This is a genomic window from Peribacillus sp. NPDC094092, from assembly GCF_050279365.1.
Lineage (GTDB): Bacteria > Bacillota > Bacilli > Bacillales > DSM-1321 > Peribacillus.
In genome coordinates, this window is the sequence record NZ_JBNNUC010000001.1 from 1,518,068 (window position 1) to 1,539,997 (window position 21,930).

The 21,930-nt window shown below is 43.0% G+C and carries 20 protein-coding genes; 9 read left to right on the forward strand and 11 right to left on the reverse strand.

All coding sequences use genetic code 11. The features are described from left to right. Positions 1 to 175 precede the first annotated feature (175 nt). The 3 genes from ACQKNS_RS07295 (at position 176) to ACQKNS_RS07305 (ending at position 4,206) form a co-directional block, all read left to right on the forward strand. Entirely contained in the window at positions 176 to 1,294 is a 1,119-nt protein-coding gene (locus ACQKNS_RS07295) for a DUF2515 family protein (protein ID WP_427641817.1), read from the forward strand. 74 nt (positions 1,295 to 1,368) lie between these two features. Further along, the gene (locus tag ACQKNS_RS07300; RefSeq protein ID WP_427641818.1) at positions 1,369 to 1,722 is read left to right on the forward strand and encodes a hypothetical protein; all 354 of its coding nucleotides are present in this window, start codon (positions 1,369 to 1,371) and stop codon (positions 1,720 to 1,722) included. Positions 1,723 to 2,091: 369 nt separating this feature from the next. Then, positions 2,092 to 4,206: a peptidoglycan D,D-transpeptidase FtsI family protein gene (locus tag ACQKNS_RS07305; RefSeq protein WP_427641819.1), complete on the forward strand. Its 2,115-nt coding sequence runs from the start codon at positions 2,092 to 2,094 to the stop codon at positions 4,204 to 4,206. Positions 4,207 to 4,262: 56 nt separating this feature from the next. Here ACQKNS_RS07305 and ACQKNS_RS07310 read toward each other — a convergent pair whose 3' ends face one another. After that, complete coding sequence (locus ACQKNS_RS07310; protein WP_427641820.1) at positions 4,263 to 4,730, reverse strand: CBS domain-containing protein; 468 nt, start codon at positions 4,728 to 4,730, stop codon at positions 4,263 to 4,265. Positions 4,731 to 4,804: 74 nt separating this feature from the next. Next, positions 4,805 to 6,295 (reverse strand): glycerol kinase GlpK, encoded by a 1,491-nt coding sequence (glpK, locus tag ACQKNS_RS07315; RefSeq protein WP_427641821.1) that lies wholly within the window; start codon positions 6,293 to 6,295, stop codon positions 4,805 to 4,807. Between the two features lie 190 nt (positions 6,296 to 6,485). Here glpK and ACQKNS_RS07320 point away from each other — a divergent pair, with 190 nt between their 5' ends. Then, on the forward strand, positions 6,486 to 7,277 hold the full coding sequence (locus ACQKNS_RS07320) for a TIGR00266 family protein (protein ID WP_427641822.1): 792 nt from the start codon (positions 6,486 to 6,488) through the stop codon (positions 7,275 to 7,277). Between the two features lie 63 nt (positions 7,278 to 7,340). Then, the gene (locus ACQKNS_RS07325; protein ID WP_054397303.1) at positions 7,341 to 7,571 is read left to right on the forward strand and encodes a hypothetical protein; all 231 of its coding nucleotides are present in this window, start codon (positions 7,341 to 7,343) and stop codon (positions 7,569 to 7,571) included. A 1-nt stretch (position 7,572) separates the two neighbouring features. On the opposite strand, the gene ACQKNS_RS07330 is transcribed toward ACQKNS_RS07325, so the two are convergent. After that, the gene (locus tag ACQKNS_RS07330; RefSeq protein WP_427641823.1) at positions 7,573 to 8,322 is read right to left on the reverse strand and encodes an SDR family NAD(P)-dependent oxidoreductase; all 750 of its coding nucleotides are present in this window, start codon (positions 8,320 to 8,322) and stop codon (positions 7,573 to 7,575) included. 227 nt (positions 8,323 to 8,549) lie between these two features. Here ACQKNS_RS07330 and ACQKNS_RS07335 point away from each other — a divergent pair, with 227 nt between their 5' ends. Together ACQKNS_RS07335 and ACQKNS_RS07340 are read left to right on the forward strand one after the other, a co-directional pair. Beyond that, the gene (locus ACQKNS_RS07335; RefSeq protein WP_427641824.1) at positions 8,550 to 8,852 is read left to right on the forward strand and encodes a phasin family protein; all 303 of its coding nucleotides are present in this window, start codon (positions 8,550 to 8,552) and stop codon (positions 8,850 to 8,852) included. A gap of 15 nt (positions 8,853 to 8,867) precedes the next feature. Next, positions 8,868 to 10,538 carry an ABC1 kinase family protein gene (locus tag ACQKNS_RS07340; protein ID WP_427641825.1) on the forward strand — a complete coding sequence of 557 codons (1,671 nt, stop codon included), beginning with the start codon at positions 8,868 to 8,870 and terminating at the stop codon, positions 10,536 to 10,538. Positions 10,539 to 10,755: 217 nt separating this feature from the next. Here ACQKNS_RS07340 and ACQKNS_RS07345 read toward each other — a convergent pair whose 3' ends face one another. After that, complete coding sequence (locus ACQKNS_RS07345) at positions 10,756 to 11,688, reverse strand: catalase family peroxidase (RefSeq protein WP_427641826.1); 933 nt, start codon at positions 11,686 to 11,688, stop codon at positions 10,756 to 10,758. 152 nt (positions 11,689 to 11,840) lie between these two features. Beyond that, the gene (locus tag ACQKNS_RS07350) at positions 11,841 to 12,269 is read right to left on the reverse strand and encodes an Lrp/AsnC family transcriptional regulator (protein WP_427641827.1); all 429 of its coding nucleotides are present in this window, start codon (positions 12,267 to 12,269) and stop codon (positions 11,841 to 11,843) included. Positions 12,270 to 12,387: 118 nt separating this feature from the next. Between ACQKNS_RS07350 and ACQKNS_RS07355 the strand changes: the two genes are divergently transcribed. Next, complete coding sequence (locus ACQKNS_RS07355; RefSeq protein WP_427641828.1) at positions 12,388 to 12,783, forward strand: carboxymuconolactone decarboxylase family protein; 396 nt, start codon at positions 12,388 to 12,390, stop codon at positions 12,781 to 12,783. A gap of 101 nt (positions 12,784 to 12,884) precedes the next feature. On the opposite strand, the gene ACQKNS_RS07360 is transcribed toward ACQKNS_RS07355, so the two are convergent. Continuing rightward, positions 12,885 to 13,352 carry an Lrp/AsnC family transcriptional regulator gene (locus ACQKNS_RS07360; protein ID WP_427641829.1) on the reverse strand — a complete coding sequence of 156 codons (468 nt, stop codon included), beginning with the start codon at positions 13,350 to 13,352 and terminating at the stop codon, positions 12,885 to 12,887. Between the two features lie 173 nt (positions 13,353 to 13,525). Between ACQKNS_RS07360 and hisC the strand changes: the two genes are divergently transcribed. Further along, a complete protein-coding gene (gene hisC, locus ACQKNS_RS07365) occupies positions 13,526 to 14,638 on the forward strand; it encodes a histidinol-phosphate transaminase (RefSeq protein WP_427641830.1) in 1,113 nt (370 codons plus the stop codon). A gap of 69 nt (positions 14,639 to 14,707) precedes the next feature. On the opposite strand, the gene ACQKNS_RS07370 is transcribed toward hisC, so the two are convergent. The 5 genes from ACQKNS_RS07370 to pdhA all read right to left on the reverse strand — a co-directional run bounded on the left by ACQKNS_RS07370 (position 14,708) and on the right by pdhA (position 21,263). Next, positions 14,708 to 16,087 carry an amino acid permease gene (locus tag ACQKNS_RS07370; protein WP_427641831.1) on the reverse strand — a complete coding sequence of 460 codons (1,380 nt, stop codon included), beginning with the start codon at positions 16,085 to 16,087 and terminating at the stop codon, positions 14,708 to 14,710. 363 nt (positions 16,088 to 16,450) lie between these two features. Then, complete coding sequence (gene lpdA / locus ACQKNS_RS07375; protein ID WP_427641832.1) at positions 16,451 to 17,875, reverse strand: dihydrolipoyl dehydrogenase; 1,425 nt, start codon at positions 17,873 to 17,875, stop codon at positions 16,451 to 16,453. Beyond that, complete coding sequence (locus ACQKNS_RS07380) at positions 17,876 to 19,162, reverse strand: dihydrolipoamide acetyltransferase family protein (RefSeq protein ID WP_427641833.1); 1,287 nt, start codon at positions 19,160 to 19,162, stop codon at positions 17,876 to 17,878. Between the two features lie 29 nt (positions 19,163 to 19,191). Next, complete coding sequence (locus ACQKNS_RS07385) at positions 19,192 to 20,175, reverse strand: alpha-ketoacid dehydrogenase subunit beta (protein WP_427641834.1); 984 nt, start codon at positions 20,173 to 20,175, stop codon at positions 19,192 to 19,194. Beyond that, the gene (gene pdhA, locus ACQKNS_RS07390; RefSeq protein ID WP_427642166.1) at positions 20,175 to 21,263 is read right to left on the reverse strand and encodes a pyruvate dehydrogenase (acetyl-transferring) E1 component subunit alpha; all 1,089 of its coding nucleotides are present in this window, start codon (positions 21,261 to 21,263) and stop codon (positions 20,175 to 20,177) included. The genes ACQKNS_RS07385 and pdhA overlap by 1 nt, the downstream gene beginning before the upstream one ends. Between the last annotated feature and the right edge of the window lie 667 nt (positions 21,264 to 21,930).

Consider the following 21,930-nt stretch of genomic DNA (forward strand, 5'->3'; position numbering starts at 1 on the left):
TACAATATAGATTTTTATCCTTCATTCCTGTGTTTCTTTTTTGGATAGTTTATTACATTTTATTGTACCGGGAAAAGAAGAAAAAAAGATGACATCACCTTGGGGCGCTGCAAATGCAACGCCCCTTTCTTGGCGGCCCTGCATATAATGATCGAAAAACATTCGTGGTGATCGCATGCTCTCCCAATATTTTCAAAAGTTGATGGGTAAACACCCTGCCAAAACAAAACCAATCATCGATGCTGAAAGATTTTACACGCTAAAATCCCGTTTACAAAAAGAGCTCCTTCAGCCTTTTGATGAGTCAAAAGCATTTTTTCCTGAAGAAACCGCCCTTATAAAAAGCATTCGCACCGAGACGGCTGCCTTGAACCGGAACAATATTACAAGAACACAAGCATATCTTACCTTTTACAATCATAATCCAGAGATCCATTGGGCCTTTTTAGCACATATGGTTTCGAGGAATGGGGGATACCATATGACTGACCTGAAAAGTTCAACCATGACCCATCTCCTTGACAGTGCTGAACGGCAGAAATTTTTCCTGTTCCTTGAGCGCGCCAATTCAGCCATATTTGCAGATGCCTTCCCCCAACTTCTTTTATATGAACATGCTAAACAAAAAGAACTTCCGCTAAGAAAGTATTTACCAGTATTCCGCATTTCAAGATTCATGGCCCCGATTTGGGAATCTTTCATCGAAGATCCCCATTCACCTCTTTTGACAACGGCGCTCATCATTAATGAACAAAGAATGCTTCAGGAAAGGATCTTAAAGCGCACCCGTCATGGTGAAATCCTCCGCAGGCTTGATTTTCAGCTTCAAGAATACTTAGGCTTCATGAAAGTGATCTTTCCTTATGCAAAAAAGCAAAAAGGACTTCATAACTTGACAGGCTTTACCGTCGGGCGCTTTGCCGACCCAAAGCAGCGTATTGAAACGGGGAAATCATTATATGGACTTCTTTTTCAGCATCCGGCGGTTTTTCACGGTGTTGGCCAATTTACAGAAGAGATCCCCCACACTGGTTCCAGAGAGGATTACTGGGAAAGCATATATACCTCTGATGCATCCACGTCAAAGGATGCTAAAGTATACAGCCCTACTCTTCATGATGCATGGGAAGATCAATTATTCTTTCCTCCCCATTCCTTTGACTGGTTCACGAATGAAAGCTTCATTGACGATTTACAAAGCATATCGATCATTAAGAAGGCAGACCTGACCAACGAGGTGCTCGAAAATGTCAAGCAGCTCAAAACCCTTAACGGGATGAAAGCCATTTTCTAGTATGAAGCCTCTTACATTGAATAACCCATCCCCCATTTGGCAAGAATGGTTAGCAAAAAGAATGAGTGATTCAAATGAGAGGCATTGTACTATTAAATCCACATTACAAAATCGGGGATTTACATACGGATGAAAGCTTTGCAATCCAAAAGATTATGACGGACAAGTATATAGAAGGAAAGAATATTTCCCCGGTCATACTGAATCCATATCAACTCCACCCTTATTACACCATCCCACATGATCTTCTACTCCATTTACAAAATAAAAAAACGGGTCAAATCGATTGCCTGGTGCTTCACTCTCCAGAAACGATTGAACGCTTCATCTATATATACCCTGAAAAATGGCATGAACTTTGCGGATATTTCAAAGAGATTATCAGCGTCGCGACTCAAACTCCCGTTAAGAAATATGAAGCAAATTAATGCTTAGATCAAAAAATCATGGTACTAAAGTCATTTTGAATGGATTCCAAAGGTTTAAGTCACTCATTGTTCATTCATTTACTTTGTGAGCTCCCCTTTTTCACAGAATCGACTCATATATACATCTCTCCCATGATTGTCGCTATGCCGATTCGCCCTCTCTTTATCTATTAAAACCCCTTTGGACTCATTCGCCTTCATATCAATTTTCCCAATTATAAGATTACTAGGGATTATATAACTTCCAAACAATCTTCTGGAAATATAGATAAATTTACGGATAAAGCATAGAAAAATAAGTTAATTTTATATATCATTGGAGATAGGAATTTTCTTATTTTTTACTTTTACTAGAAAGGAATGTTACTGATGGCCAAAGAAAAAAAGAAAAAAACCCCAATTCCTTTCCGACTGAACTTTATGTTCTTTTTAATATTCATTTTATTTTCAAGCTTAATCATCCGGCTTGGCATCGTCCAAATCGTGTATGGGGATGATTACCTTCGAGAAGTGGACCGAACGGAAAACGATGTGGCCAATACCCCCGTTCCCCGTGGCAAGATGTATGATCGCAACTTGAATCCAGTCGTTGATAATGAGCCACGTAATGCCATCACTTATACGAAATACCCGAATACGAAAACGGCCGATATGGTGAAGACGGCAGAGGTCCTTGCTACCTTGATAGAAAAAGATACCAAAAAGGTGACCCTGCCGGATAAAAAGGATTTTTGGATTTTAAAACATCCGAAAGAAGCCGATGCCTTGATCACCAAGGCCGAAAAGAAGAAAGTAATCGAAAAGAAACTGGAACAAAAAGATTTATACAAACTTCAAATGGAACGGGTGACCGATGAGAATATCAAGGAATTCACGAAGGATGAATTGGAAGTGATCGCCATCTTCCGGGAATTCAACAGTGGCTATGCCCTCACACCGTCCATCGTGAAGAATAAAGATGTCACCACTAAGGAATTCGCCAGGGTCAGTGAACATTTGGATGAGATGCCAGGCGTGGATGTAACGACGGATTGGGAAAGGACCTATAAGTATGATGAGACCCTCCGCTCGGTTCTTGGCAAGGTCTCTTCTTCCGAAGAAGGCATTCCCAGTGAAAATATAGACTACTATCTTGCACGCGACTATACCAGGAATGACCGGGTCGGAAAAAGTTATATCGAAAAACAATATGAAGATGTCCTGCGCGGTCAAAAGACGCGGATTGAAAATGTGCTGAGCAAAGGGGAAGTCATCAATACGAATACCCTGACTGAAGGGCAAAGCGGAAAAGACTTGGTCCTGACAATTGATATGGAGCTGCAGCAACAGGTTGAAAAAATCATCGAGAGCGAATTGCGTAAAACTAAGGCTAGGGGAAATACCTACTTATTGGATCGTGCCTTCGTCGTTTTAATGGACCCGAATACAGGTGAGGTCCTTACGATGGCCGGCAGGCAATACGGCCGTAACAGTGAAACCGGCTTGACCGAAATGAATGATTTTGCACTTGGAAACATTACGACCTCCTATACGATGGGGTCATCTGTAAAAGGGGCTACGGTCTACACCGGCTTTCAGACTGGAGCCATCGCACCAGGGTCAGCTTTTTTTGACAGAAAACTCCTTTTAGCAGGGGCCCCTATGAAAGGATCTTATAGTGATTTGGGTTATGTAACCGATGTCTCTGCGTTAAAGAAATCGTCGAATGTCTATATGTTCATGACGGCAATCAAAATTGCCGGCGGTCATTATATCCCTCATCGTCCGTTAGGAATCAACAGGGAAGCTTATTCAATCATGCGGAATCATTATGCCCAATTTGGATTGGGTGTCCGCACAGGCATCGACCTGCCAAATGAATCCGTAGGGTTTAAAGGAGTCGATATGTCAACAGACGGATTGCTGCTGGATTTATCGATTGGCCAGTATGATACATATACTCCTATGCAATTGGCACAGTATGTTTCGACGATTGCAAATGGCGGAAAAAGGCTTGAGCCCCATATGGTCAGGGAAATCAGGAATCCATCCAACGAACACAATGAATTGGGCAGCGTCTTTAAAACAATGAGTCCCAAAGTGTTAAACGATTTAGGCGGGAAAGACGTTTGGATGCAGCGTGTCCAGGAAGGATTCAGGCAGGTTGCCCAGGAGCCAGGAGGGACGGCATATAAATATTTCGGCGGGAAGTCCTACCATGCGGCAGCAAAAACGGGTACTGCCGAGGCCTTTTACGACGGACCGCGGAGGAATCAATATAGCGCGCCAGTCCCGACTATCAATTTGACACTTGTAGGTTATGCACCTCACAATAATCCGGAAGTGGCATTCTCTGTCGTCGTGCCATGGGTGTATCAAGGCAAGCCCTCTGATGATATTAACAAACGGATCGGGCGGGACGTAATGGACGCCTACTTTAAATTGAAGGAAAAAAGAGCAAAAGGTGAAGCTGATGCAGATAAGTCAGTAGAAAGTACTCAATGATGTTTATCAAGAAAGGCCCGCTCAATTACGAGCAGGCCTTTTTTGATGTGCTTCATTTATTCCAGCTTTTGAACGAATTCCTTATATAGAGCCCTAAGCGCATCTCCCCTGCTGATGATGCCGACGACTTTATCATTTTTGTCCACGACGGGGATTTTCTTGAAATGATGCTTGGAAAGGACTTTTATCAATTCATCTAACGGATCTTCGGGGGATAGCTTTGTAATCCTTTTATTTTTAATGATTTGTGAGACATTATCGTTCATTTTGGATGTAACCTTTTCATCCAATTCTTCACCTGGAAGAACGGTAATGTAGGTGAAATATCCCATGATGGCTTCTTCTGCCGGTGTCAAATAGCGAAGGATATCCCCGTCCGTGACCATTCCCAATAGCTTATCATGCTCATCGACGACCGGTACCCCGCCCACTTTATTTTCAATTAAGATTCGCAGAATTTCCTTTAATGTAAAATCAGGACGGGCTACATAGACTTCCCTTATCATGAAATCCTTGACTAACATCTTACCACCCCTTATTTTATGTTTGGACGTTCTGTATTCATCTCTCTCCTCTATTAATAATACCCTTACTTACTCTATTTAAAAACCGTTGCCGCCTGAACTGCCTTTTTCCAGCCAGCATATAAATCTTTCCGTTCCTGTTCTTCCATACCGGGTTCGAATTTCTTATCGGCTGCCCATATCTTTGAAATCTCTTCCTGATCTTCCCAATACCCCACAGCGAGTCCAGCCAAATACGCTGCGCCTAACGCTGTCGTTTCAGTAATAACAGGTCTTTCGACGGGGACGTTCAGGAGACCGCTTTGAAATTCCATCAAGAAGTTGTTTTTGACAACCCCGCCATCGACCCTCAATGCCTTTAGGTTAATCCCTGAATCGGCTTCCATGGCGCTAAGGACATCTTTTGTCTGGTAAGCCAACGCTTCCAATGTTGCGCGGACGAAATGCTCCTTCGTGGTCCCCCTTGTCAGTCCGAATACGGCTCCCCTGACATCACTATCCCAATATGGGGTACCTAACCCAACAAATGCGGGGACTACATAGACACCATCGGCTGAAGTGACCCGCAAAGCATACTTTTCACTGTCTTTCGGATCTTGCAAGAGTTTCAGCCCATCCCTTAACCATTGTATGGCTGAACCTGCAACAAAAATACTGCCTTCCAAGGCATATTCGACTTTTCCATTCAACCCCCATGCAATCGTGGTCAATAGGCCATGTTCTGATTTCACTGCCTTTTCTCCTGTATTCATCAGCATAAAGCATCCGGTGCCATACGTATTCTTTGCCATCCCTTTTTCAAAGCATTCTTGGCCAAACAAAGCGGCCTGTTGATCACCTGCTGCACCTGCAATCGGGATTTCGTGTCCAAAGAAATGGTGTGGCGCTGTTTTCCCATATATCGCTGATGAAGAGCGAACATCCGGGAGCATCGATTGCGGCACTTGCAGGATTTCCAGCAGCTCTTCATCCCACTTCAGGTCATGAATGTTATACATCAGCGTCCTCGAAGCATTCGAATAATCCGTTACATGTGCTTTACCACCCGAAAGTTTCCATATCAGCCAAGTATCGATCGTACCAAACAATAAGTCTCCATTTTCAGCCTTTTCCCTTGCCCCATCTACATGGTCGAGAATCCATTTCACCTTTGTACCGGAAAAATAAGCATCAATCAGCAAACCGGTTTTCTGCAAAAATAAGTTATCGAGACCCTCAACCTTCAATTGCGCACAAATTTCGCTTGTCTGCCGGGATTGCCAGACGATGGCATGATGAATCGGCTGACCTGTTTCTTTTTCCCATACCACGGTCGTCTCCCGTTGATTCGTTATGCCAATTCCAGCGATCTGTTCAGGCTTTACATTCATTTCCGATAGACAGGACGCGATTACCGATAGGATGGAACCCCAAATTTCATTGGCGTTATGCTCCACCCATCCAGGATTCGGGAAATATTGGGTGAATTCCTTTTGCGCACTATGCAAGACTTCCCCGCTTTTATTAAATAAAATGGCCCGCGAACTTGTCGTTCCCTGGTCCAATGATAATATGTAAGTCTCCATGGCTGTCTCCCCCTACACTTAAGATTACATTTCATTTCAGCTTAAGTGCCATGCTGTTTTTCTTTCTTCATTTTACTAGATATACCCTTGAAAACAAAAAATATATAAATTACGGCGGAAAACTGAAAAATATTGGCAGGTTAAGAGTTTATCTTTTACAATGAAAATAAGGCGATAGGAGGAATGGAAAATGAATAACCATGAAATAGATTTTAAAATATATGGAGATGACATGCAGTTTGTTGAAGTGGAATTGGATCCCCAGGAAACGGTGATTGCCGAAGCTGGAAGCTTAATGATTATGGAAGATCGAATCAAGATGGAAACCATCTTTGGCGACGGATCTTCGAATGGTGACAGCGGAATGATGGGTAAGCTATTTGGTGCGGGGAAACGGCTCCTTACTGGTGAGAGTCTTTTCATGACGGCTTTTACGAATGAAGGACGAGATAAAAAACACGTTTCATTCGCCTCGCCCTATCCAGGTAAAATCATCCCGATGGATTTAAGCGCACTAGGCGGGAAAATCATATGTCAAAAAGACGCTTTCCTGGCGGCAGCAAAAGGCGTTTCGGTCGGAATTGAGTTTCAGAGAAAAATAGGGGCTGGCTTCTTTGGCGGTGAAGGGTTCATCATGCAAAAACTTGAAGGAGATGGAATGACCTTCGTTCATGCCGGCGGTACGATCCATAAAAAGGAATTGGCAGCAGGAGAGGTTTTACGCGTCGATACAGGATGTTTAGTGGCAATGACTAGCGGGGTAGATTATAATATTGAAACTGTAAAAGGCGTGAAAACCGCTTTATTCGGAGGCGAAGGTTTATTCTTTGCAACATTAAAAGGGCCCGGAACCGTATGGGTGCAATCATTGCCATTCAGCCGGCTTGCCAGCCGTGTATTTGCTGCAGCCCCGCAAAATGGAGGCTCATCCGAAGAAGGCAGCATAGCTAGAGGCTTATTCAATTTATTCAACGATAAATAAGAACTGACCAATGGCTGCCATCCTGGCAGTCATTGATCTCTTTTGAAAAGGATGGGTAGCTACATGCAGCTAGTTAAGTGGTCCTACATGAGACGCTATAATATCAGGGCAATTTTTGATCAATTCCCGAATTCTCCTGTTATTTTCCGGAAAATAAGAGATTACTATTTTGTTTATACCGTTCACTGGACAGCTGCCGATGCCCCCATCGGCATAAAAGAGCTTGAAGAAATGGAACAGCTGCTCAACCGTGAGCTCGGAACTGAACTGCAATATCTCTATCGGAAAAAATGAGTCACTCCTCGTACATCATTTTTCTTGTCATGCCTCCATCGACGATGAGATCCGCACCCGTAACGAAATCATTTTCCGTTGCCGTCAAATAAAGACAGGCCCTTGCAATGTCTTCCGGTTTGCCAACCCGATTGGAAAAATGCTGCTGATGATCTTTATCCCTCAGCGATTCATAATCTCCCGTTTCAATCCAGCCCGGAGAAATCGAATTGACCGTAATTTTCTCTTTGCCTAAAGAAGCGGCAAGTGCATGTGTCAGTGCTTTGATCCCTCCTTTTGTCGCTGCATAGGATTCCGAATCCGGCTCAGACATTATCGCTCTGGTTGATGCTATATTGATGATTGCACCTCCCTTTCCATTTTTCCGCATCGATTCTGCCGCTGCTCGAGAACAAAGGAAAACACTGCGCAAATTCGTATTCATCATATCGTCCCATTCCTCAATGGTCAGATCATAAAGCGATTTGAATAATCCCTTTCCTGCATTATTGATTAATATATCAATGGTCTTATATGTTTTTAAAGTTACATCCATCAAATGTTGGATGTCAGCCTCCTTGCGTACATCCGTTTTAACGAATATGGCTTCATGACCGTTAATTTTAAGCTCCTCCGCATACAGAGCACCTTCCCGCTCGTCCAAATCTGCCAGAATGACTGAAGCGCCGCTTTCTGCATATCCCTTTGCCACGCCTCTCCCTATACCATTCGAAGCGCCTGTTACAATCACCGTTTTATTTACGAATCCCATTAATCCATCCTCACTTTCACAGATTTGTCCCTATCATAATATCCAATTCGCTTCACTTCAAACATTTCCTTGACCGATCAACTAATCCTTTTCCTTATGACGCTTATATTTTTGTAGCGGCACTAAAGTGATGTATGATAGATAGTAACAACAAGAATGACTTCGGTGAAAGGCATCAGCCATTATCTTTCTTACAGTGTGAAAATTGATATTGGAGGAATGTAAAAATGGACTTATTAAAAAATGTATTTTCTTTAGGATTAGGTGCTGCCGCTGCTACAAAAGAGCAAATTGAAAAAGCAGTGGATTCTCTTGTGAAAAAAGGCGATATCTCAAAAGAAGACTCCAAGGTTCTTATTAAGCAATGGGTCGAAAAAGGGGAACAAACCCAAAAGCAGCTGGATGATTCGGTCAAGGCCAAAGTCAGCCAAGCGCTCAATGGCCTAAACTTGGCAACTAAAGAAGAAGTTCAGGAATTGGAGCGCCGTATCGCAATTTTGGAAAAACAGAACCAAAACATACAATCCTGATCAGGAGGTACTTGAATGTTTCGCAAGCGACTAAAACACGCACACCGTTACCAAGAAATCATTAATGCCTTCTTGAAAAATGGTTTCGGTTACTTCATCTATCGTCTGGGATTATCCGAGAGCAAAGCTGCATCGAAACTCCAACCTGATGAAAACCTGAACCTCCGCTCAATCGGAGAACGACTGCATACGATATTACAAAGCTTGGGACCTACATTCATTAAACTTGGTCAGATTGCAAGTACGAGGCGTGATTTCGTTCCTGACGAAATCGTCCGCGAACTTGAAAAGCTGCAGGACCAGGTCACCCCCTTTCCATTTGATAGGGTTCGTAAAATTGTCGAAGCCGAATTGGGTGATTCTTTGGAAAACATCTTTCTTGAATTTCAAGAAACCCCACTGGCAACCGCTTCGATTGGGCAGGTCCATAAGGCACGGCTTCCATCCCAGGAAGTCGTAGCAATCAAAGTGCAGCGGCCCGATATCTTGCCGACTGTGGAAACGGATTTGGAAATTCTCGATGATTTGGCAAGACTGATGGAAGCACGCATATCATGGGCAAGACGCTACCAAATCAGAAAAATGATTGATGAATTCGCCAAATCACTCCGTGCAGAACTTGATTATAACTCCGAGGGCCGGAACGGGGAAAGAATAGCCAAGCAATTCATCGATGATCAAGGGTTTAAGGTACCAAGGATCCATTGGGAGTATTCCACAAAAAGGGTCCTGACGATGGATTTCATTCAAGGAATAAAGATCAATCATTATAAACAGCTTGATGATGAAGGGTATGATCGCCGGCAAATCGCCGAAAGATTAGCGAATTCCATGCTTCAGCAAATATTGATCGATGGCTTTTACCACGGCGATCCCCACCCTGGCAATATCATCATTTTGCCAGGGAATGTCGTCGCACTCATGGATTTCGGAATGGTGGGAAGGCTGGAGGAAGAAACGAAGTTTCAGTTCGCCTCGCTTGTCATCAATCTGAAACGCGGCAGCACCAATGGATTGATCAAGACGCTTTCAGAGATGGGCCTCCTGACGGACGAAATCGACATGGCCCCATTAAGAGGGGATATCGATGAACTGCGAAATAAATATTATGATATCCCTTTGAGCCAAATCAGCTTAGGCGGAGCTGTCAATGACCTGTTCACGGTTGCCAATCGGCATCAAGTCCAAATCCCTCCCGAATTCACGATGCTCGGCAAGGCTTTGCTTACCATGGAAGCCATTGTCGAGGGATTAGATCCGAATTTCAGCATCATGAAGGCAGCTGAACCTTTTGGGGAAAGGCTTTTTAAAGAACGCTACAACCCAAAAAACATTGCGAAGAACGCATGGAATCAATTCATCGAGTCTGCTGAAGCCATTGCCGAATTGCCCAAGGATATCAGGGAAGTGACAGGTATCATTAAAAAAGGAAAATTGCGGCTCGATATCAACATTCCCGAACTCCAAGTGTTTTTACATAAGCTTGATCAAATCTCGAACAGGCTGTCTTTCAGTATTATCCTGCTAGCATTCAGCATAATCATGGTCGGTCTCATTATCGGCTCTGCAATAGGCGGGGAAACCTTGATCCTATGGAAGATCCCGGTCATCGAGATTGGATTTGTCGTTGCAACCCTGATGTTCTTACTTATGCTCTACACCATTTTCAGATCCGGAAAAATGTAAACTTACAAAAATGGGGTTCGGATTGATCTCCGAACCATGATTTTGAAGCTGTACTAGGTTATCCATCATATTTTTTACTATTATATAAATGAACCCCTCGTTAAAATGAAGAGACCCACAGGTGCTTGCACTGAGGAGGCTTCGCTCATTTCATAAAGCTGCAACAGACTGAAGGGAACCCTTATAGTAAGGGAATTCCCTTTTTTCTTGATGTCATTCATTCGTTGTTTATCCGACGTTCATAAGAGACGGCATACGCACTATGGCGAAAATGCAAGATTCGGTCCTCCGAGCATTCGATTCCTTCAGGAATATCGGTTGGATCAAACATTAAAGTATCTTTAAACACTGCCAATTTTCTAGAAATCATTAAATGCCCTATCGTGATTACCTGTTTATCTTCCGGCCAAGCCGTGGTTGGATCGTCAGTCGGGTCATTTTCCCCTCCTATTTGGATGTTCAATTTAAAGCCCACCGGACCTTGCTTGAGCCTATCTTCCATTTCTTCATCCAGATACTCCGGCGAATGCTTGGCCACCTCCGTTTTGTCTAGCATACTAAGGCCGGCATCAGGTACCCACTCGTACTTGATGGCCTGCCGCCTTCCTTCCGCGTTAATAAAATAGAATGCATGGATGGAGTAATATTGACACGTTGAGAAACTGGCTGGAGAACGCATTTCTTTAAGCATTTGCAGGCTTGCCTTGCTTTCAGGGTATTTCCACAGGATTTTTGCAAACTCTTTCAGATTGGGGAAACCTTCTTTGGCAGACTTGAAAAAGTCAGCAATTTCAACAAACGCTTCCGGTGTTTTCGCAAAGAATAACGGAATGGTCACAGTAATAAGATCTGATTCCTCTCCATTCGGCAATTGAAACTTTACGGCCATGCCCTTTACAGGGGAAATGGCATCAGGATGGCTTGGAATCGGCGAGCTATTTGAAAACCGAATGATCACCGGCACAGCTTCATCCTGAAGATGCGGGGCCACCGTTAAAGGGGACGCTTTTCCGTTTGGGGTAAAAACCCCCTCATAAACATATCCCCTTGCATGCGCACGCCGATAACCAGGATGTGTTCCAGCTACATTTTCAATCACATTAACTGCTTCTCTGGCTAGTTCAGGTTTAAAGTCGTCCGTTCCCTCCATGATACATCACCCCACCTTTTCAGATTCGAATCCATTATTACATGTACCCCTTATTCCAATAGCTTATTCTTATTGAATCACCGAAAGCATCGATCGCCTAAAAACACCCAGAAATATCCAGACACTGCACAAATCATGCTAGAAAGAAACACTTATTCCAGTTCCCGCTCCACCTGTGAAAGGATCACATGGGTAACGGTTGCCGCAAACGGAATGGTCCGATTGATGAATTCCTCCACTTCTTCAAGGCTCTCACTATGGATTTTCAGCATAAAGCAAGCCTGCCCGGCAATTCGATAACAAAAGTCAACATTCGGCACCTTGGAGATATACTTTTTGAATTTCTCATATTCCCCATTTTTTATCGTTGCTTCCACGATACACTCAATTGGAAAACCGATCTTTTTATGATCAATCTCGGCAACATACCCTTTAATGATCCCGAACGACTCCATTTGCCGTACCCGTTCGGTAACGGTGGGAGCGGAGAGGTTTACTTTCTTTGCCAATTCCCTCATGGAAATTCGGCTATTCAACGTTAATTCAGCAAGGATGTCCTGATCTTTTTCATCAATTTTCATTCTGCAAATATTCCCCTTCTTTTCTTTACATTTATTCATCATTAAACCACATTACTTTACAAACGGAATTAAAATTCCTGGATTTTTATAGTAGGATTATCTCAAAGGAGAGATGTTCATGACAAGAATAAAAAAATCACCGCAGGGATCCAGTCCATTTCAAAGATTATTTCATTCTGAAGAGATTTCGCATAAATGGTCAGACCTCTCAGATTGCATATCTGCAGATGGGAAACTTTCAAAGAAGTTAAAGGAAAACGTCAGAAGGGTCCTGGCATACGGTAATGGCTGCTCATATTGTCAGGCAAAAGGGATTCCACTAAAGCCGGAAGATATGAAAGAAAGCTATGCAATTGCCTTTGCGGAAGTATTCCTCTTACAACGTGAAAAAACGGAGGAAAAGTTTTTCCAAGTATTGAAGGAGACATTCAGTGATGAAGAGATTTCTGAACTATTGGCATTCATTTGTTTTACAACGGCCCAGCAATATTTCGGGGCTTTGATGGATTTATAATAACACCCAAAAAAAGGAACAGGCACCGTGCCCCGTTCCTTTCTGTACACCTTCATTGGTATCCGTACAAACCCATTTACAAGGATCGGTTGAAATTCCTCCTAGGATTTAGCACCATGATCCTCCATTTCATCGATTCTAGGAAGGATGGAGCGGGAAGGTACCGGGGATGTCAAAACCACAGATGTATTCAGATGTCCATAGGGGATTAATCGATCTATCAGTAATCTCATGCAGTCCATATCAGCCAAAGCCGCTTTCAAAAAATATCCGACGGTTCCTGTTACACGATGGCACTCGATAATGTCTAAATCATTTTTCACCAATTGCTCAAAATCGGAAACTGGAACCTTGAGTTCACTCACCTGAATGAACACAAGTACACCCCTTCCTATTGCAAGAGGTGAAACCCTTGCGCTGAACCCCTCAATGATTCCCTTTTCTTGCAGGCGATACATACGTTCAGAGATGCTAGGCCGACTGAGAGCCAATTTCTTCGATAGTTCACTAATCGTAATGCGTCCATCTTTTTGTAAAAGTTCCAATAAACTGACATCTATTTCATCCATGAAGCAACCGCCTTTCATAATGAAGGAATATAAGGCTATATTTCTTTAAAATGTGGTATGGATAGTGAAAAATACATTCTTTTTTGTATGTAATTTTATCAGTTAATATTCTATCATTAAAATAATTCAATAGAAAAAGAAAATTCAGAATTTATCAAAGGGAGGAACCTGCAGTGACCTTTACGAAAATCCCGGTTCGACAAAACATCGAAAGCATTAGCCCATATGTTTCCGGCAAGCCAATTGAAGAAGTGCAACGTGAACTTGGTCTTGAAACGATCGTTAAATTGGCATCCAATGAGAATCCATTCGGTTGCTCAACTCTAGCAAAAGAAGCCATGATTACCGAAATGGAGCAAACCTCCTTTTATCCTGAAGGCATGGCCCCTGCATTAGCTGAAAAGTTGGCAAGGAAATTGAATATCAATAAAGATCATATTATTTTAGGCAATGGATCCGATGAAGTGATTCGTTTGTTAACACGAACCTATATCCAACAAAATGATGAAGTCATCATGGCTGATGTGACATTTCCACGCTATGAAACGAATGTATTGATTGACGGCGGCACACCTGTAAAGATACCCCTTATTAATGGTATACATGACCTGACGGGTATGTATGATGCCATAACAGAAAAAACAAGAATGATATTTGTCTGCAATCCCAATAATCCGACAGGAACGATCGTTCAAAAAGAAAAGTTACGCTCTTTTATCGAGAAGGTGCCGAAACATATTTTACTGATCGTTGATGAAGCATACTATGAATATGTCGATGATGCAGAATATCTAGAAACCTTGCCGCTTTTAAATATGCATTCAAACCTGGTCATCTTACGCACTTTTTCAAAGATTTATGGACTGGCTGCATTAAGGATTGGATATGGTTTAATGGATGCTTCCATCATACAAGAGCTAGTTAAGGTGAAGGAACCCTTCAACACCAATCGTTTAGCGCAGGCTGCAGCATTCGCTTCCCTCGACGACCATCCATTTGTTGAGAAATGTGTCCGTAAGAATGGAGAAGGAAGAAGATATTTAGAAAACGAACTAAGCAAGATGGGATTAACATTCTTCCCTTCACATGCCAACTTCTTGATGGTTAAACTGAACCAGCCTGGCAGGGACATTTTTGAGAAGTTATTACTTCAAGGTGTCATCATCCGTTCCGGTCATTTGCTAGGCTATGAAAATACTATCCGCGTGACCATCGGCACTCCGCTTGAAAACGAGAGGTTCATATCCTCCTTACAGCATATAATCAATGAAACGTCAGGTACATGAACGATCGATGAATATTAATGAAAGATACGACATGGAAGCCTTTGCCCATGTCGTATCTTTTCCGTGAATTTATTTAGCAATGTCCTTTTCTATCATCGTTGTTTCCTGTTCATCCCCACTTTTAAATTTAATAATCGAAATCGAGATTAAGGCAGCCAACACAATCAGGCAAGCAATGATACTGATCCGATTCTGTTCACTGAACACGAACGTTACACAAATGATGCTTAACGTGATTACGGCAAACAAGGTTACATACGGAAATCCCCACAATTTAAAACTCGGGGCTTTGGGATATGAATTGCGAAGTTTTAGCTGTGCTAAACAGATGCTGATCCACACAAGGGATACTACAAAACCTGGAAACGCCATTAATAGAGTAAATGCCTTGTCCTGTGCAACGAAAGTAACCATGGAGCCGGCGACCAATACCAATGCACTTAATATCAAACTATACAAAGGAACGCCATTTTTGGATACATAAGAGAACGACTTGGGAGCTTCCCCTTCTGCAGCCAAAGAATGCAGCATACGGGTACACCCATATATTCCAGAGTTAGCGGCAGATAAGACGGCCGTAATCAAAATGAAATTCATGATATGTGCAGATCCCTGAAAACCGGACATTGATAAGACTTGTACAAACGGACTTGCCTGGTCGCTGATTTCGTTCCAAGGAATCAAACCGCAGATTACAAGTATCGGTAATGTGAAAAATAATACGACTCTCCAAATATAGTTTTTAATGACCTTGGGTAAAATGCGTTCGGCATCCTTTGCTTCTGTTACCGTCACCCCTATTAACTCTGAACCGCCATAGGAGAACATGACGATCAGTAATGCCGAAAAGATGGACATCCACCCATTTGGGAAAAACCCTCCATGCCCGGTGAAGTTTTGTAGATAATTATCTCCCCCGCTTGGGATGACTCCAAATAAAATACAGGCTCCCAATATGATGAATACGATGATCATCGTAATTTTAATTCCAGCAAACCAAAATTCGAATTCACCATAATTTTTGACATTCATCATGTTAATCCCAATGATGAAAGCCGCACACCCTAAACTTAATATCCATAGCGGGATTGCCGGGAGCCAATACTGCAAGAAGCTTCCTGCCACCACTACCTCAATGACACATACGGACAGCCACATGAAACAATACATCCAGCCTATGATGAATGAAAAGCGGTTACCGAATGCTTTCCGAACGAAACCTTTCATATTCGTATTTGGATAGACAATTGCCATTTCCGCTATGGCACCCATGACTACAAGCAGTAATAGACCTGCAAAAATATAAGTGAATATGACTCCTGGCCCTGCTAACGATATGGTTTCGGCACTTCCTTTAAAAATGCCAGTACCTATTGCCCCTCCCATTGCCATCATGCTAATATGCCGCGGCAATAATTTCTTTTGCAGTGACCCACCATTTGATTCCATTACATCTGCCTCCTTCTTTCCATAATTTTTTCGTATAAAAAATTAAACCCATTTCAATCGTTGAATGGCGAATAGATAAGTTATCTCAGCAACCGTTTTGGTTTAGGAGAGGAAGGATGCAAAGCCTTCTTGAAAAATCTTTTCATACTTCACCAAAGTAAAAATGATATCAATATGTTGTTAGTTTTACAAGAGGAATCGCAGGTTATTACGGATCCTATCTGGTCAAACGCCGGATCAAATTTTGGAAATGGCGTGAATTTTCTAATATCCTTGCCTTTTGGGGACCAATGACAGGTTTCTGACTCCATCAAAATAAAACACTCTAATCGGGGACTACTTTGGTAATCCCCATGACTTTTCCTATTTATTTACGATGTGAATCGCATGTCCCAAAACTGCCTCAGCCGCTTCCATCCACCCCTCCGTCAAAGTTGGATGCGGATGCATGACCAGGGCTATATCTTCGACCCTGGCCGCCAGCTCAAGGGCAAGGACCCCTTCACCTATAAGGTTGGAAGCATCAGCCCCTACCATATGCATTCCGAGCAATATGTGGCTATCAGCATCCACGATCACTTCTGCAAATCCTTCTGTTTCATCCGTTGCAAGCGCCCTTCCATTGGCACTGAACGGAAATTTGCCGATTTTGACGCTGTACCCCTGTTGTTCAGCTTCTTCACGGCTTAAACCAACACCAGCTATTTGTGGGTCCGAGAAGATTACATAGGGAACATTAGGCGAGTCAACGGCACTTGGCAGCCCCCCAATCACTTCAGCTGCCACTATTCCCTGTTTGGACGCTCGATGCGCAAGAGCTGGACCAGGTGTAGTGTCACCGATGGCAAAGATGTGCGGCACATTTGTACGACATTCCATATCCACTGCTATATGACCTTTTTCACTAACTGTAACTCCAGCCCGATTCAGGCCAATATTTTCAGTGTTAGGTAGCCTGCCAATTGTAACCAGGGCCTTTTCACTCACGAGCACTTCCATCCCCTGCTCCTCTGAGGAAACATGTAGATGTACATGGCCATCCACTACACTCGCCTTTTCTACCCTCATGGATGTTTTGATATTCACCCCAAGCTTCTTGGCATTCCGGGTGACTTCCTTTACCAGGTTTTCAGCAATTTGGGGGAGTATGCGATTGGCCATTTCAATGATGGTCACTTTAGTACCCAGCTTTGCAAATGCCATGCCCAATTCGATTCCGATATATCCACCGCCAATGATCGACAAGCTTGAAGGAACCTCCTGCAGCTGCAAAGATGAAGTTGAATCCAATATATATTCTCCATCGACTTTAATGAAGGATGGAATGAAAGGTCTGGACCCCGTGGCAATAATTGCCTGTTCAAACTTGTAAGTTTCAAAATCGCCATCCGTTTCAACCCCAATACGGTCATCAGATAAAAAGGCCGCATGACCTTTTACCACCGTCACTCCATTTTCCTTACACAAATGGGCAATACCTTGCCTCAATTGAGATGTGATGCCCGCTTTCCAATCCTGCCAAACTCCCAAGTCCATAGTGGTTCTTTCCTGGGATAGCCGGATTCCCATTTTTCCTAAATCGTTAAGCCTTTGGTATTGATCGGCTGTGTGAATTAATGCCTTTGAAGGTATACAGCCCCGATTAAGGCAAACCCCGCCAAGCTTATCCTTTTCAACCAGCACGACAGATTTTCCTAACTGGCCGAGACGGATAGCCGCAGCATATCCTCCCGGACCTCCTCCAATGATGATAACATCCGTCTCTACAGCAACTTCCCCAACTACCATTTATCTCATCTCCACAACTAAACGAATTGGATTCTCCAGCAATTCCTTGATTCTATTTGTAAAATGCACCGCTGTTACCCCATCAATCAAACGATGATCGAAAGAAAGAGACATATTCATCATTAAACGGATAACACCTTCCAAATCGCGAACGACCATGCGATGTTCCATTTTATGCAAAGCTAGTATGGCCGCTTCCGGATAGTTAATGATCGGGGTCGCGTGCATCCCTCCGATCGGTCCTACATTGCTGATGGTGAATGTACTGCCTGTGATTTGATCAATGCTCAACTTCCCTTCACGGGCTTGGGCTGCCAATTGCCTGATTTCATCAGCCAGTTCGAAAATGGTCTTTTGATCGGCATGTTTTATGACTGGAACTATGAGACCCTCTTTTGTATTCGTCGCAATCCCAATATGATAATAATTCTTCAGGATGATTTCATTGGTCTTTTCATCAATTGAAGCGTTTAATGTTTTGAACTCCTTTAAGGCGATGACAATGGCTTTAACGAAAAATGGCAAAAAGGTCAACTTTATATCCTTATCATCGGAGTACTCTTTCAATTGATTTTTAAATTCCTTCAATCGGTCCATTTCCAATTCATCTACATGGGTTACATGAGGAATGGTCGAGACCGACTTTACCATATGTTCAGCGATTTTTTTTCGAATGCCTTTAAGCGGAATCCGCTCTTCCCACTCATTTTCCACTCCTTTTGCCTGGATGGCATCATTCATCAGGGCCATCTCTTGAACAACCTTGTTATCATGAAGTTTGGCATCTTCCAGTGTAATCGGGTTATTTTCTTTATCTTTAAACTTCTTCAGGTCACTTTCAGTAATTCGCCCAGCAGGCCCGGAGCCTTTAACCTTCTCGATATTAACCTTCATCTCCCTCGCCAATTGACGAACGAATGGCGTTGCCAACGCACGCACTACCTCTTGATTCTGTTTAGTCTTAATATGTTCTCCATTTACTTTTACATCGCCAGATTGCGCGACTTGGACTTCTTCGTCAATCATGCCTTTATCCGGAACTGACGATTCGTTCTCTTCCTGAATGGTGAATATAGTGGTTCCCACTTCCACGATATCCCCTTCGGAAAAAAATATTTTCTTGACCACTCCCGCTGCAGGGGCGGTCAATTCCGCATTGACTTTATCCGTTTGCACCTCAACAATGGGTTGGTCCTGTTTTACCGCCTCCCCTTCTTTGATGAGCCATTGGATAATTTCCCCTTCATGCATCCCTTCCCCTACATCAGGAAGTTTAAATTCCATCATGCGTCATCCTCCTTCTCCCTTAATCACCATTAAAATGATAACGTTTCGACAATTCCTTGTTTTACACGGTCAACAGTCGGTAAATAATGATCTTCTATTGTAAAAGGCGGAACCGGTACATCAAATCCTGTTACACGCTTAATCGGCGCTTTCAGGTAAATAAGAGCTTCATCATTAATGATGGAGATAATCTCCGCACCTAATCCTGCAGTCTTATGGGCTTCATGTACGATTAATGCACGACCTGTCTTTTTAATGGATTGCACGATCGTATCCCTATCCAAAGGGTATAATGTTCGAAGATCGACCACTTCACACTTCCAGCCTTTTTCTGCTTCAATCTTTTTCGCGGCATTCAATGCCTCCCTTAACATGGCCCCCCATGCATAAATGGTCAGATCGCTTCCCTCCTGGACCACTTTTGCCTGCCCGATTGGTATTCGGTACATTTCGTCGGGAACTTCTTCCTTGAAAGCCCGGTACAATTTCGTCGGTTCCAAAAAAATCACCGGATCTGGATCTTCGAGGGCTGAAATGAGCAGCCCTTTTGCGTCATAGGGATTACTGGGTGCAACCACCTTTAAACCCGGAGTATGGGCAAAGAAGGTTTCGACACTTTCGGAATGAAGTTCCGGACCCCTGATTCCGGCACCATATGGAGTACGGATTAAAAGGGGTACCCCAAATTGCCCACGCGTACGATACCTCATACGGGCAGCATGGGAAACGAGTTGTTCGAATCCTGGATAAATAAAGGCGAGAAACTGTATCTCCACAATGGGCAGCATTCCGTTAAGGGCTAAACCAATGGCAGTGCCGATGATCCCGGATTCAGCTAAGGGCGTATCAACGACTCGATCTTTTCCATACTTCTCATAAAGTCCTTCCGTCGATCGAAAAACCCCGCCATTCACTCCAATATCCTCACCCATGATCATCACGCGATCATCATGACCCAGCATTTGGTCCATCGCTTCCGTAATAGCCTGGAGCATCGTTAAATTTTTGCCCATTATTTCTTCCCGCCTTTCCTAAGGATTTGGTTCAATTCCTGCTTCTGTTCCTTTAAATGCCATGACTCTTCGGCATATACATGGTTAAACATTTCGAGCGGGTTGGATTTTGGATACCCTTCTGCTTTTTGAAGGTGAGCATCAATCAGTTCGTTGAATTGTCTTATCGTCAATTCCTCTTGCTCTTCATTCCAGTGGCCCTCTTTATTCAAATACTTTCTAAGACGTGTAATGGGATCCCGGTTTTCCCTCCAGAACGTTGAAATTTCGTCCTGATCGCGATATATGTTCGGATTGTCTGCAGTAGTATGCGCGCCATAACGAAAGGTAATGGCCTCGATTAATGTAGGTCCTTCCCCTTTAAGCGCTCTTTCGACAGCCTGCTTTACTGTCAGCCATACTGCGAAAATATCATTTCCATCCACTCGCACCCCATGGATGTCATAAGCGGCAGCCCGCTGGGATATTGTTTTGGATGCCGATTGCTTTTCAAAGGGGACACTGATCGCGTAGCCATTATTTTGGCAGAAAAAGATTGTTGGGGTTTTATAAACGCCAGCAAAATTCAGTGCCTCATGAAAGTCCCCTTCAGAAGTGGCTCCATCACCAAAATAAGCAATGCTGACATTTTTTTCGCCTCTAATCTTACTTGCCCAAGCCGTGCCAACAGCATGAACCATTTGAGTGGCAATTGGAACACTTGGGGGCAATATCCTTTTTCCTTCAGGACAAATCGAGCCATCAAAATGAGCCATCCAGTATAGGAAAACACGGTATAATTCCTGCCCATGAATGATTGCCGCTCCATGATCACGGTATGTGGGAAACATCCAATCCCCTGCCGACAACGCTAAAGCGCTTCCTACCTGGGATGCTTCCTGTCCTTCAAAAGGTGCATAAGTTCCAATCCTGCCTTGGCGCTGGAGATTAATGGATTTTCGGTCAAATGTTCTGAGCAAGAGCATGCTCTCATACATCTTTAGCATAAGTGATCTATCGATTCTCCCATCAATCGCTTCAATGATTTCGCCATCAGGAGTCAATACACGAAACATTTCCGGTTCAGCATCATTTGAATACGCTTTCATTATTGGGTCTCCCGTCTTTTCCATTTCATTTCTCCCCTTAAGATAGATTTGTTTCGCAAACTTACCAAGGTTTTGAACAGTCATGAAATAACAGCCCAAAATGTATTTATTGGTCTTTATGTCTGTGATTAAATGCTGTTTCATAAACTACATTTCCTTATATAAAAGGATAATACATCCATGTTTTTAATAATATGTTAAATAGAATGAATTTTTCTCACTTTACCTTTATTTAGAATATGTTTTCCAATACCTCACCTTCATTTTGAAAATAAGAACCATTAATGGGGAAATTTCATATCGATTACCTACAAATTGTTGATATGCTCGAACGATTCAAGACCTATCCAAAAAAGTATCCAGCACAAAAAAAGACCCATTAAATAACAAATGGGTCGTAGACTGTAGACAAACTCGTAGAAAAGCCAGTTGTCTGCCGTTTTTTTCTTTAAAAATGTTATAGTTGATTTCGGAAATCCGCTCCCTTTCCGCCGACTGTCTGCCAAGCATCAAAGCGAGCGCCTGTGGCCAGTTATTCGGCAGGAGTGTCGCAAACTTTCAATCCAATGAGGGTTCCATCCAAATCCAAGTATACTTTTAAAATAATGGTTTGGGATCGGATCAATCGAACCCCTTTGGCGTTTCAGGATTGCTGGAAGTATCACAA